Source organism: Lentzea sp. NPDC003310, from assembly GCF_040610935.1.
GTDB lineage: Bacteria > Actinomycetota > Actinomycetes > Mycobacteriales > Pseudonocardiaceae > Lentzea.
In genome coordinates, this window is the sequence record NZ_JBEXNC010000001.1 from 68536 (window position 1) to 81316 (window position 12781).

12 protein-coding genes are annotated in these 12781 nt (G+C 72.2%); 8 read left to right on the forward strand and 4 right to left on the reverse strand.

What is annotated here, in order from left to right:
• Positions 1 to 34: 34 nt before the first annotated feature.
• From ABZX02_RS00350 to ABZX02_RS00375, 6 genes are all read left to right on the forward strand, one after another.
• Complete coding sequence (locus ABZX02_RS00350; protein ID WP_355293911.1) at positions 35 to 1366, forward strand: hypothetical protein; 1332 nt, start codon at positions 35 to 37, stop codon at positions 1364 to 1366.
• Positions 1363 to 1749: a FixH family protein gene (locus tag ABZX02_RS00355; protein WP_355293912.1), complete on the forward strand. Its 387-nt coding sequence runs from the start codon at positions 1363 to 1365 to the stop codon at positions 1747 to 1749. The genes ABZX02_RS00350 and ABZX02_RS00355 overlap by 4 nt, the downstream gene beginning before the upstream one ends.
• A gap of 13 nt (positions 1750 to 1762) precedes the next feature.
• A complete protein-coding gene (locus ABZX02_RS00360; RefSeq protein ID WP_355293913.1) occupies positions 1763 to 2863 on the forward strand; it encodes a hypothetical protein in 1101 nt (366 codons plus the stop codon).
• Complete coding sequence (locus ABZX02_RS00365; RefSeq protein WP_355293914.1) at positions 2856 to 3374, forward strand: hypothetical protein; 519 nt, start codon at positions 2856 to 2858, stop codon at positions 3372 to 3374. Before ABZX02_RS00360 ends, ABZX02_RS00365 begins: the two co-directional genes overlap by 8 nt.
• Positions 3375 to 3473: 99 nt before the next feature.
• Positions 3474 to 4439: a hypothetical protein gene (locus ABZX02_RS00370; RefSeq protein WP_355293915.1), complete on the forward strand. Its 966-nt coding sequence runs from the start codon at positions 3474 to 3476 to the stop codon at positions 4437 to 4439.
• A 9-nt stretch (positions 4440 to 4448) separates the two neighbouring features.
• Positions 4449 to 4817 (forward strand): hypothetical protein, encoded by a 369-nt coding sequence (locus ABZX02_RS00375; RefSeq protein WP_355293916.1) that lies wholly within the window; start codon positions 4449 to 4451, stop codon positions 4815 to 4817.
• A gap of 58 nt (positions 4818 to 4875) precedes the next feature.
• Here the strand turns inward: ABZX02_RS00375 and ABZX02_RS00380 are convergent, their stop codons facing one another.
• A complete protein-coding gene (locus tag ABZX02_RS00380) occupies positions 4876 to 5739 on the reverse strand; it encodes an alpha/beta hydrolase (RefSeq protein ID WP_355293917.1) in 864 nt (287 codons plus the stop codon).
• A gap of 53 nt (positions 5740 to 5792) precedes the next feature.
• On the opposite strand from ABZX02_RS00380, the gene ABZX02_RS00385 reads away from it, so the two are divergent.
• Positions 5793 to 8627, forward strand: coding sequence for a BTAD domain-containing putative transcriptional regulator (locus ABZX02_RS00385; RefSeq protein ID WP_355293918.1), 2835 nt, complete (start codon positions 5793 to 5795; stop codon positions 8625 to 8627).
• On the opposite strand, the gene ABZX02_RS00390 is transcribed toward ABZX02_RS00385, so the two are convergent.
• Positions 8616 to 9386: a glucose 1-dehydrogenase gene (locus ABZX02_RS00390; RefSeq protein WP_355293919.1), complete on the reverse strand. Its 771-nt coding sequence runs from the start codon at positions 9384 to 9386 to the stop codon at positions 8616 to 8618. The genes ABZX02_RS00385 and ABZX02_RS00390 overlap by 12 nt on opposite strands.
• 96 nt (positions 9387 to 9482) lie before the next feature.
• Here ABZX02_RS00390 and ABZX02_RS00395 point away from each other — a divergent pair, with 96 nt between their 5' ends.
• Positions 9483 to 10115, forward strand: a complete 633-nt coding sequence (locus tag ABZX02_RS00395; RefSeq protein ID WP_355293920.1) for a TetR/AcrR family transcriptional regulator — start codon at positions 9483 to 9485, stop codon at positions 10113 to 10115.
• Here ABZX02_RS00395 and ABZX02_RS00400 read toward each other — a convergent pair.
• Together ABZX02_RS00400 and ABZX02_RS00405 are read right to left on the reverse strand one after the other, a co-directional pair.
• On the reverse strand, positions 10084 to 11520 hold the full coding sequence (locus ABZX02_RS00400; protein WP_355293921.1) for a long-chain fatty acid--CoA ligase: 1437 nt from the start codon (positions 11518 to 11520) through the stop codon (positions 10084 to 10086). The genes ABZX02_RS00395 and ABZX02_RS00400 overlap by 32 nt on opposite strands.
• Complete coding sequence (locus ABZX02_RS00405) at positions 11459 to 12775, reverse strand: MFS transporter (protein WP_355293922.1); 1317 nt, start codon at positions 12773 to 12775, stop codon at positions 11459 to 11461. The genes ABZX02_RS00400 and ABZX02_RS00405 overlap by 62 nt, the downstream gene beginning before the upstream one ends.
• Positions 12776 to 12781 lie beyond the last annotated feature (6 nt).

Consider the following 12781-nt stretch of genomic DNA (forward strand, 5'->3'; position numbering starts at 1 on the left):
GGAGGGACCGCCATGATCGATACGTTCGGTCGCGATGAAACGACGTGTTGTGACCTTGCTGCTCGTGCTGGGGGCGCTCCTCGGGATCGCGTCCCCCGCGCTGGCCGACGGCACCCAGACCGGCGCCGACATCCACGTCGCGCAGACCCTGGGCGACCGCGACCTGACGGTGATCATCCGCCGGGTCGCCGAGGTGCCGGGGCCGGTGCACGTGGACGTGGTGACGCACGCCGGCACCCCCGCCGGCGAGCTGTCGCTGACCCTGCGCTCCGCCGGTGCGCAGTCGAGTGCCACCAAGGTGGTTCTCGGTGCCACGCCGGGGTTCTACTCCGGACGGCTGCACGTCGACCGGCCCGGTCCGTGGGAGCTCGCGGTCGACGAGGCGACCATCCCGTTCGTGGTGCCGGCGCTCGTCCCGTCGCCGTGGGAGAACGCGACCTACGGCGGGTTCATCGCGGCCGGTGTGCTCCTGCTGGCGGCGTTGCTGTGCGCGGTGTTCGGCAGGATCGGCCTGGCGCTGGTGCCGACCGCGGGCGTGGTCGCGGCGGTCGCGGTCGGGGTGACGGCGGCCCTGTTGTCGCCGAGCATCCCGCCGGTCGCGGCACCCGGCACGGAGCTGGATCCCACGTACGACACCGTGATGAACCCGTACGAGCGAACGTCCATCATGGACTTCTCACGGCCGCCGGTGAACATGGTGCCGCGCGTGGACGGCGCCGACCTGGTGCTCGACCTGACCGACGGCTCGTCCGGCCGGCCGGTGGACGACCTGCTGGTGCACGACAGCGCGTTCGTCCACCTCGTCGTGGTGTCGCCGAGCGGGCACCTGCGCCACCTGCACCCGGTCCGCACGGCACCCGGTGAGTTCCGGGCGAAGCTGCGCGATCCCGAACAGGGCGTGCACGCGGTCGCCGCCGAGATCGCCCGGCGCGGTGGGGGAGTGCAGCTGCTGCGGTCGAGCGTCGACGTCGCCGGCGCGGCTTCTCCGCGCCACGACGGGAAAGCCGAGACGGCGCTGGAGATCCGCGAGGCCGGCCGGCCGAGCACCATCACGGCGAAGTTCGGCGAGCGCGACCTGCAGCCGTGGCTCGGCATGCTCGGGCACATGATCGTCGTCGGCCCGGTCACCGGCAGCCCCGCCTCCGCGCCGATCTGGGCGCACGTGCACTCGATGATCCCGCCGACACCGGGCATCCCCGGCCAGCCCGACGAGAGCGTCGCCGCGTTCGGGCCGGACGTCCCGTTCACGTACTCGTTCCCCTTGCCCGGCAGGTACCTCGTGTGGATCCAGGTCGAGCGGGACTACTCGGTGATCACCGTGCCGCACGTCGTCGACGTCCCGGCCGGGAAGGGGGCCGTGAAGTGAAGCGTTCCACGATCGCCGTCGTGGCCGGGGTGATCGCCGTGGTGGCCGCCGTGCTCGTCCTGTGGCCACGGGGAGTCGAGGCCCGGCCGCACCTCGCGGAGAGCGCCCGGCTCCGCTTCGAACTCACGCCCAGCAGCACGAAGACCGGCAACAACTCGTTCGACCTGCGGATCACCGACCTGTCCGGCAACGCCGCCGACGGCGACGTGACGGTCGAACCGGCCATGCCGCAGATGGGCCACGCGCTCGCCCCGATCACCGCGGCGCCGCGGGCCCCCGGCCGCTACCAGGTCGCGGGCGTCGACCTGTTCATGGCCGGCCAATGGGAAATCACCGTGTCACTGCGCAGCGAGCGGGTCGTGATCCCGCTGCTGCTCACCTGAGAAGGGGGAGGAAATGACCGCGAACATCGCGGCGACCACGGTGTCGTCGGCGAGGACGGTCCCGAAGGGGGTGGTCCCGGCCGCCGTCGTGGTCGGCGGCACCCTGATCTCGCTGATCGGCCTGACCTGGGACATCCAGTGGCACAGCGACGTCGGGCCGGACACGTTCTTCACCATGCCGCACCTGTTCCTGTACGCGGGCAGCGCGATCTCCGGCCTCGCGAGCCTCGCGGTCGTGCTGATGACGACCGCGGACTCGAAGCGCGGCAAGGCGGTCGACCCGGTGGTCGGCGGCCGCGCGGTCGGCGTCTTCGGCCGCACGTTCGCCGCACCCGTCGGCTACCTGATCTCCGGCATCGGCGCGGCGCTGTTCCTCGTCTACGGCCTGTGGGACCAGTGGTGGCACGGCCTGTACGGCTTCGACGCCGTGATCGACTCGCCGCCGCACATCGGACTGCTGCTGTCGATCTCGATCACCATGGTCGGCTCCGTGATGATCTTCGCGGTCGCCCGTGACCAGACGTGGGGCACCTACGGCATCGCCGGGGCCGCGGGCACGTTGCTGGCGTTCAGCATGGTGACCGTGCTCGGCCTGAGCGCGCTGCCCGGCGGGCCGGTCAACACGATCAACGCCGGTAGCGCGTTCTTCTCGGTGATGATCCTGTTCATGGGCGCGTACGTGCTGAACCGGCGCGGCGGGGCACTGGCGGTCGGAGTCGTCGTGGCCGCGTTGCAGGCCGTGTTCTGGTGGTTCTCGCCGTGGGCGACCGAGGTCTACGCCGACGCCACCGGCCTGCCGCTGCGCGACTACGTCGACGGCGTTCCCGGCCTGCCCAACATGATCCCGATGAGCCTGCTCCTCGTCGCGGTCGCCGTCGAACTGCTGCGCGGACTGCCCGCCTGGGTCGCGGGCGCGGCCGGCGGGCTGATCATCACGGCCCTGGCGCCGGTGCAGCGGATGTTGACGTACGGCAGCAACTTCCCGGCCCTGCAGCGGTACGTGGCCACGGTCGTCGCGGGTGTGGTGCTCGGCGCCCTCGCCGGGATGCTCGGCCGCCGGTTCGGCCACATGCTCCGCCACCTCGCGCCAGCAAAGGACAACCGCCATGCGTAAGACGTTGCTGGGACTGGCGGGCACGGTCGCGCTGCTGCTCGGCCTCACCGCCCCGGCTCTCGCGTTCGAGCCGGTGAACGTCGTGCACACCGAGAAGGTGCAGGCCGGACCGTACGAGCTGACGATCGGGTTCAGCACGTGGCCGGTGAAGGCCATGCAGTCGCTGGACTTCACCTTCGCCCCGGAGAACGGCATCGACGGCAAGAAGGGCACGCTCACGCTGCTGCGCGAGGGCGTGGAGGCCGACGACAGCCCGCTGGCGCGGCACCCGCGCAAGCGCGAGGTGTGGGGGCTCGACATCTTCGCCCTGCCCGAGCAGGGGAACTGGTCGATGCGGTTCGACGTCGAGGGACCGGCCGGCGCCGGGTCCGGGGAGCTCGCGAACCTCCAGGTGATGGAGCAGCCCGGCCCGCCGATGGGCCTGTCCTGGGCCATCAGCACGATCCCGCTGTTCGGCCTGATCGCGTTGATCGTCGTCGCCTGGCGGCGCACGCGCACCTCCGTGGACTAGTGCCGCCGAGCTTCACCTGGTCACCTGACCGGGTGAAGCTCGGTCCGAACGGATGGACTGGCTGGATTTCCGGCGACGCGGTCCGGTAGCCAGTTCGCCGTGCGTTTGCCTCACGCGGTTTGGATCGGCGGGCTGTTGGTGCCCGCGTTGCTGGCCGCCACCGGCGTGTTCGTCTACGGCGGTGGCATCGAACGGACGTTGCACTCCGACGTCCGCACAGCGCTGGGAAAGGCCGGCTACCACGGTGTGGTCGCGGTCGACGGCCGGACGGTCGTGGTCAGCGAGGTCTCGCCGCGCTCGGTCGACGCGGTGCGCGCCGTGGTGTCCGACGTCTCCGGCGTCACCGCCGCCGACGTGCGCGCGGCCGAGCCCGAGCAGTTGCTCGTCGCGGTGCGCGGCGCCGAGATCCTGGTGTCCGGCGCGGTCGCCGACGAGGCGGAGCAACGCGCCCTGATCGAGGCGGTGCAGACCGACGGCCACCGCGTCACGGCCGCGCTCCGCCAGGGCGGCCTCCTGCCGATCCCGCCGGCCGTGATCGGCAGGGTGCTCGGCGCCGCTCTGTCGGCCAAGGTGTCGGACGTGACCGCGACGGTCCACAACGGACAGATCGTGATCGCGGCCCGCGTCCCCGACGAGGACAGGGCCACCGCCGTCCGCGCCGCCGTCCGCGATGCCGCGAACGGCCTGCAGGTCAGCGACCGCATCGAGGTCGGCCCGTCCACCTCCGTCGGCGACCTGGACGTCGCGGCGCTGCACGACTCGATCTCCCGCCTGGTCAACGGCAACGGCGCGATCCGGTTCGTGCAGGGCACCACCGCGTGGGAGGGCCACGGGCCGGTGCTCGTCGAGCGCGTCGGCCGCATGCTGCTGGTCGCCCCGCGCGCCTCGATCACCCTGATCGCGCACGGCACCGACCAGGCGATGGCGACGAAGCGCGGCGAGATGGTCCGCGACGTCCTCGTCGGCCAGGGCGTGTCCCCCGCGCTGATCGCCATCGAGACCCGTCCCGCCCCCGGCGGCGAGTACGACCCGGTCACGCGCCAGGTCGACGTCGCAGTCCGTTAGGAGTCCGCTGTGCTCTGGTTGTTCTCGCAGATGTTCCTGCTCTGCCTGGTGTCGTTCGCCGTCGGCTCCCTGGTGACGTGGCTGTCGGTGCGCTCCCGCCTGCAGCCGGAGCGCCCGAAGACCCGCCTGGCCCTGCCCGCGCCCCGTCCGGCGGCGGAGCAGGTGGTGATCGCCGAGCAGCCCGCGGCACCGGTGGTGCCGGCGCCCGTGAAGCCGGAACCGTTGCCGGTCAAGGGGAACTCGAAGACGATGGTGTACCACACGCCGGACTCGCCGTACTACCGGCGGACCAAGGGCGACATGACGTTCCGGACGGAGGCGGAGGCGGTGTCCGCCGGGTACCGGATGTGGACGACGAAGGGCCGCGTCCAGGCGTGACGGGTGGCCGGGTCGCGCTGGGACGGCCCGGTGGTGCTGGACCCGCTCGCGTCCTGGATCAGCGCTCGAGCAGGTCTCGGATCGCACCTGCGACGACCTCGGGCGCCTCCTCGGCCATGAAGTGTCCACACGAGACCGTGCGGTGGTCGAGATCCGGCGCCCAGGCCTGCCACAACGCTTTCGCGTCGAACCCGAGCGCGGCGCCCCAGTCCTGTTGCAGCACGGTGACCGGCATCGCGAGCTGCGCGCCCGCGGCCTTGTCGGCGGCGTCGTGCTCGACGTCGATCGTCGCCGACGCGCGGTAGTCCGCGACGATCGACGTGACGGCCTCGCGGCTCGCGCGCAGGTACTCGGCGCGCACGTCCTCGGGGAACGGCGTGCCGCCCCACGCGTCGAGGAAGTGGCCGAAGAACGCGTCCGGGGTGGCGCCGATCATCTCCTCGGCGAGGCCGGGCGGCTGGGCCATCAGGAACAGGTGGAACCCGACGGCGGCGGACGTGCCGCGCATGACGTCCCACATGTCGAGCGTCGGCAGGACGTCGAGCGAGGCGAGGTGCGTCACGTGGCCGGGGTGGTCGAGGCCGGTGCGGAACGCGACGAGTGCGCCCCGGTCGTGCCCGGCCAGGGCGAACCGGTCATGCCCGAGCTGCCGGGCGACCTCCACGACGTCGGCGCCCATCGTGCGCTTGGCGTAGGTGAGGCCGGTGTCGGCGGGCTTGTCGCTGTCGCCGTACCCGCGCAGGTCGGGCATGATCACGGTGTGGTCGGCGGCCAGGTCGGCGGCGACGTGCCGCCACATGAGGTGGGTCTGCGGGAAGCCGTGCAGCAGCACGACGGGGCTGCCGCTGCCGGTGGTGGCCACGTTCAGCTCGATGCCCTCGGAGACCTGAACGCGCTGGTAGTCGAATGCGGTGTGCTTCACGGGGACACTGTGCGCCGGCCCGATCAGCAACGGATCAGCGTTAGGGTCAGCGGGTGGTGACGTTCGGGGTGCTCGGCCCGCTGACCGCGGGTTCCGCGCGGTTGGGCGGTCCGAAGCAACGCGCCGTGCTCGCCAGGCTGCTGGTGGCCCGCCGCCGGGCGGTGCCGGTGGGAGTGCTGGTCGACGACCTGTGGGAGGACCCGCCGGACGGCGCGGTCGGCACCGTGCAGACGTTCGTCGGAGCGCTGCGCAAGGCCTTGGAACCGGACCGTCCACCCCGGACACCCTCGACGTTGCTCGTCACGGAGGGCAGCGGGTACGCGTTGCTCGCGCAGGACGTGGACGCGTGGCGGTTCGAGGAGATGCTCGGCGGTGATCTGTCCGTGTTGGACGGTGCGCTGGCGCTGTGGCGCGGCCCCGCCTACGCCGAGTTCGCGGAGTTCCCGTGGGCACGCGCGGAGATCGACCGCCTCGAGGAACTGCGGCTGGTGGCCGTCGAACGCCGTGCCTCGGCGGCCCTCGACCTCGGCCGGTCCGCCGGTGTCGTCGCCGACCTGCGCGCCCACCTCGCCGACCACCCGTGGCGCGAGAAGGCCTGGAGCCTGCTCACCCTGGCGCTGTACCGGGAGGGCAGGCAGGGCGACGCGCTGGCCGTGCTGCGCGAGGCCCGCACCGCGTTGGTGGAGAACCTGGGCGTCGACCCCGGCCCGGAACTCCGCGCGCTGGAGGCCGACGTGCTCGCCCAGTCCCCGCGCCTCACGCGCACGCCCTCGCTGGTGGGACGGTCCGCCGAACTGGCCGCGCTGCAGGCGGCCGTGCCGGCGTCGGGCCTCGGGCTCGCGCTGGTGACGGGCGAGGCGGGCGTGGGCAAGACGACGCTCGCCGAGGCGTTCGCCGAGGTCCTCGGCTGGACGACGGTCTTGGCGCGCTGCCAGGAGGACGCGCCGGTGGCCTGGCCGTGGCAGCAGGTGGTCGAGGCGCTGGGGGAGAACCTGGCCGCCACCGACCGGTTCCACCTGCGCCGGCGGATCGTGTCGGTCGTGGAGTCGGCCGCGCCCGTGTTGGTGGTGCTCGACGACCTGCACCAGGCCGACGAGGAGACCCTCGCCGTGTTGAACGCGTTCACGACGAGCAGACTCTCCGGTCGCGTCCTGATCCTCGCGACCTCCCGCACTGCCGTTCGGGAGGTCGCACGGGCGGAGCCCGTCCGGATCGAGCTGGGTGGCCTGTCCGTGGGAGCTGTCGCAGAGCTAGCGGGCGGTCTCGACGCGGGGGCGATCCACGCGCGCAGCGGCGGCAACCCGTTCTACGTCAAGGAGCTCGTCAGGCTGGTGCACTCCGGCGGCGACCTCGCCTCGGTGCCCGCGGGGGTGCGGGACCTGCTGCGTCACCGGCTCGCCGCACTGCCCGCCTCCGTGCGGACGGTGCTGCACCAGGCCTCGGTGCTGGGCCGCGACGTCGACGTGGACCTGCTGACCGCGCTGGCGGGCCAGGACGTGCTCGACGCGCTGGACGTGGCGCTGGAGGCCGGGTTCGTGGTCGAGGTGGCGCCGGGACACGCTCGGTTCACGCACGCGCTGGTCCGCGACACGCTGTACGAGGACGTGTCGCTGACGAGGCGGTCGCGCTGGCACGCCGCGGTGGCGGCGCTGCCGCTGGGCGACGTGCAGACCCTTGCGCACCACCACGCGCTCGCGGGCACGAAGAGTGCGGTGGCCGTGCGGGCGCTGGTCGCGGCGGCGGAGGTGACTCACTCGCCGCGTGAGGCGGTGCGGTGGTGGAGGGCGGCGATCGCGGCGGCCGGGGTGGCGCGGGTGGACCTGCTGGTCGGGCTGGCGAGGGCGTTGGCGGTGAGCGGGGATCTGGCCGGGGCGCGGGAGCAGCGGTCGGCCGCGTTGCGGGTGGCGAGCGGGTCACCCGGCCCGCAGGCGGAAGCATTCCCCGCTCCCGCCGACCCTCACCTCCTCGCCGAGGTGATCGGCTCCTTCGACGTGCCCGGCATCTGGACCACCAACGACGACCCGGCCCACTCCGCCGAACTCGTCGCCGCCGCCGAACGCACCCTCCCCGCCTTCCCCGCCCCGACCGCCACCCGCGCCCGCCTCCTCGCCACCATCGCGATGGAGGACCGCGGCACCGGCACCCGCCTGCCCGAAGCCGAGGAGGCCGAGGCCATCGCCCGCGACCTCGGCGACCCCGCCCTGCGGGCGTTCGCCCTCAACGCCCGCTTCATGCACACCTTCCACCGCGCCGGACTCGCGCCGGAACGGGCCGCGATCGGCCGCGCGCTCCTCGACGTCGGGGCAGGCGTCACCCACGACGTGCTCGGCCACCTGATCCTCGTCCAGGCGTGCTCGGCACTGGCCGACTTCGCCACGGGAGACCGGCACGCGCAGGCCGCCGACGACCTGGCTCGCCGGCACGACCTGCCGCTTGTCGGTGTCTTCACGGAGTGGTACGCGGCGCTGAAACTGGCTGCCGCGCAACAGAAGGCACAAGCCGAACGCGCCTACCGGGCCGCGGCCGCGCGGGTCGCGGGCACCGGGATGTGGGGGATGGAACGCGGACTCCTGCCGCTGGCCCTGCTGAGCCTGCACGGGCCGTCCACTGTGGACCTCGGTGACGACTGGGGTCCGCACCTCGACTGGGTGCGGCCGCTCGCGTTGCCGCCGGACGAGGCGCGGGAGGCGGCGCACGCGTTGCCCGACGGGCCGGCGGACCTGCTGATCGAGACGCGCGCCTGCCTGCTGGCGATGGCGGCGGCCCGGCTCGGCGACGACGAGTTGCGGGCACGGGCGCACGCGATCCTGTTGCCTGCCGGGAACGAGCTCGTGGCAGGCACCGGGTTGTTCACGTTCGGGCCGGTCGCGGACCTCCTACGCGGCTAGCGCCGGGCCCAGCAGCAGGCCGCCGTCCAGCACGAACTCCGCGCCCGTCGCGAACGCGCCGTCGTCGGAGGCCAGGTGCAGGACGAGCGCGGTGACCTCTTCCGGCGTGCCGAGGCGGGGGACGGCGAACGGTGCGGGGGAGTAGAGGTCGCCGATCGCCGGCTGGCCTTCGGTCACCGGTTCGGTGATCAGCGGGGTGGCCACGACGCCGGGGTGGACCGAGTTCACGCGGATGCCGTCGCGGCCCAGTTCCAGCGCGGCGGTGCGGGTCAGGCCGCGCAGCGCCCACTTGCTCGCCACGTACGGCGCGTAATAGGCCTGGCCGACGTTGCCCATGGTCGAGGCGATGTTCACGATCGACCCGCCGCCCGCCTTCCGCAGCGACGGTGCCACGTGCTTGATGCCGAGGAACTGGCCGGTCAGGTTCACCGCGAGCGTCCGCTGCCAGACGTCGAGGTTCGTGTCCTCGATCAACGCGGCCGGGTGTTGCGCGCCCGCGTTGTTGACCAGCACCGACAGCGGTCCGAACCGCTCGGTCGCGGCCTCCACCGCCGCGCTCCAGTCGGGCTCGGATGTCACGTCGAGCCGCACGGAGAACGCCCGCGAGCCCAGTTCCGCGGCGAACGCCGACCCCGCTTCCTCGTTGCGCGCGGCGACCACGACCTGCGCGCCGGCCTCCCAGAAGCCCCGCACGTGGCTCGCACCCATCCCGCTCGTCGCGCCGGTGACGAGCACCGTCCGTCCGTCGAAGCGTCCCATCATGTCCTCCAGTGGTGAGTTGAGTGACTCACCTCGGAACGGTAGTCACGACCCCGATGGTGAGTCAAGTGACTCACCTCATGGCACAATGACGGTATGCCGACCTACCACGAGCGCATGGCGGAGCAGAAGCGGACGGCGATCGTCGACGCGGCGACGACGTTGTTCCTGGAGTCCGGCTACGACAAGACCTCGCTCGCGCGGATCGCCGACGCGGCCGGGGTGTCGAAGGCGACGCTGTTCAAGCAGTTCCCGACGAAGGCGGAGCTCTTCGACGCGATCGTCACGGACTACTGGCGCACGGAGGAGGGCGCGCTCGCGCCGCCGCCGGGCGATCCCGCGAAGGGGCTGAAGGCACTCGGCGACCGGTACGTGGCGCTGCTGACGCGGCCGGGCATGGTCGCGTTGTTCCGCATCGTGATCGCCGAGGCGCCGCGGTTCCCCGAGCTCGGCCAGACGCAGTTCAAGCTGGGTAAACAGCCGTTCTTCGACTCGGTGCGCGACTACCTGGCGGCCGAGCGCGACGCCGGCACGCTCACCCTCGACGACCCGGTCGGCACGGCCACGCAGTTCCTCGGCATGATCTCGAACTTCGCGTTCTGGCCGCGGATGCTGCTGGTGAACTGGGCGCCCACCGAGAAGGCCCTGGCCCACTCGGTGAACGAGGCGGTCCAGACGGTCCTGGCCCGCCACGCGGTCACAGCGGCAACCGGCGCAGCGCGGGTTTGAGGACCTTCCCGGACCCCGTGCGCGGCAGTTCGGCGACCACCGACACGTGGACCGGGATCTTGTACTTCGCGAGGCGGGGCAACAGGAAGTCCCGCAACCCGGCGGCGTCCACCGAGGCGCCGTCGCGCGGCCGGACGAACGCCCGCCCGACCTCGCCCCAGCGCTCGTCCGGCACCCCGACGACGGCCACCTCGGCCACGTCCGGGTGCGCGGTGATCGCGTTCTCCACCTCGGCCGGGTAGACGTTCTCGCCGCCCGAGATGAACATGTCCTTGAGCCGGTCGAGGACGTGCAGGTGCCCGTCCTCGAGCCGCCCCAGGTCGCCGGTGCGGAACCAGCCGTCCTCGGTGAACGCCGCCGCTGTGGCGACCGGGTCGTTCCAGTAGCCCGGCGTCACGTTCGGGCCCTGCACCTCGACCTCGCCGGTGTCCGCGAGCCGCAGGTCGCCGAAGAACACGCTCGGACCGGCCGACCCCGCGCGCCGGACGCTGTCCCAGGCCTCCAGGAACGTGGCGCCGGGCGCGGTCTCGGTGAGGCCGTAGCCCTGGCAGAACACCAGACCGCGGTCCTGGTAGGTCTCGATGAGCGAGGACGGGACCGCTGCCCCGCCGCACAGCAGCACCCGCAACGACGACAGGTCCGCGTCCGGCCACAGTGGAGAGTTCGCGAGGTCGGCGAACATCGTCGACACCCCGAACATCCACGTCACGCGGTGGGTCTCGATCAGCGAGACGCACTCGGTGACGTCCCAGCGCGAGGCGATCACGCTGTGCCCGCCCTTGATGAAGGTGGGCAGCAGCGTCTGGCTGAGCGCCGCGACGTGGAACAGCGGTGCGGTGATCAGCGCGACCTCGTCGGAGGCGATGTCGACGCCGATCATCAGGTTGTAGGTGTTCCACAGCAGGTTGGCGTGGCTCAGCATCGCGCCCTTGGGCCTGCCGGTCGTGCCGGAGGTGTAGAGGATCAACGCGATGTCGTCCACGCCGACGGGTTCGTCCAGCGGGTCGGCCGACCCGCCGAGGAGCCAGTCCTCGTAGTCCGACAGCGACACCGCCCGCGGGTGCTCCACGACGTGGGAGGCCGCGTGGACCAGCACGTGCGCGCCGCAGTCCGCGAGCTGGTAGTTGATCTCCGCCGGGCTGAGCCGGAAGTTCAGCGGCACGAAGATCGCGCCCAGCTGGTGCGCGGCGAACAGGGTCTCGGCGAACGACGGGTGGTTCGGGCCGAGGTACGCGACCCGGTCACCGCGCCCCACGCCGAGCTCCCGCAACCGCCACGCCAGCCGCGTCGTCCGCACCGCCAGGTCCTCGTACGAGGTCGAGACCCCCTCGTACGTGAACGCCTCACGCTTCGGCGCGATCCGCGCTCGGCGGAGTGGCCAGCTGCCCAGTCCCGCGTTCCGCATTCCCGTCTCCCGTCAGGCTGGTCCGGCTGGTCTCGTGCAGCGTCACCGTGCACACGACGGTGAGCAGGCAGAACGCCGCGAGGATGAACGGGATCGCGCCCGTGCCCGACGACTTCTGGACCTGGGCGAAGAGCAACGGCGCGAGGCCCGCGCCCAGCCCCGCCAGCTGGTAGCCGAGCGAGGCACCGGTGTAGCGGCTGCCGGTGTTGAACAGCTCGCTGTACAACGCGGCCAGCGGCCCGTACATCATCGGGTGGATCACGGCCTGGCCGAGCACCAGGGCGATCACGACGAACCCGTTGTCCACCAACGGGAACAACACGAAGCCGAAGGCCGCCATCAGCACGGCGCCGACGAGCACCACCGGCCTGCGCCCGAACCGGTCCGAGGTCGCCGACCAGCCGATGATGCCGATCACCGCGAGCGCCGAGGACAACGTCAGCCCGTTCAGGATCGTCTGCCGGCTCTCGCCCGCCTGCACGCCGTACGCCAGCACGAACGTGGTCAGCGTCGACTGCGCGACGAACGCCGAGAGACCGACGCCGATGGCCAGCAGCAACGTGCGGGGGTGGTTGCGCAGCACGTCGGCCAGCGGCAGGGAGGCCCGCTTCCGCTCGGCCTGGAAGACCGGCGTCTCCTCGACCTTCATCCGCACGAATAGGCCGATGCCCAGCAGCACCACGCTCAGCAGGAACGGCACCCGCCAGCCCCAGTCGAGGAACGCCTGCTCGCCGACCAGTGCCGCGGTGCCGGTGAGCGCGGCCGTCGACAGCACCATGCCGGACGGCGCGCCGGCGTTGGTGAAGCTCGCCCACAGCCCGCGCCGCGAGGTGGCGTGCTCGGCGGACATCAGCACGGCGCCGCCCCACTCGCCGCCGACGGAGATGCCCTGCACGACCCGCAGCAGGACGAGCCCGGCCGGGGCGAGCCAGCCGACCTGGGCGTAGGTGGGCAGCAGACCGATCAGGAAGCTCGCCACACCCATGAGGCTCATGGTCAGCACGAGCATCTTCTTGCGCCCCAGCAGGTCGCCGAAGTGTCCGAAGAGGACCCCGCCGAGTGGCCGGGCGAGGTAGCCGGTGGCGAACGTGCCGAAGCTCGCGATCGTGCCGACCAGCGGGTCCAGGGACGAGAAGAAGACCTTGTTGAACACGACCGCGGAGGCCGTGGCGTAGAGCAGGAAGTCGTAGTACTCGATCACGCTGCCGAGGTAGCTCGACGCGACCGCACGGCGTAACTGCGTTGTTGGCGCCATGACTTC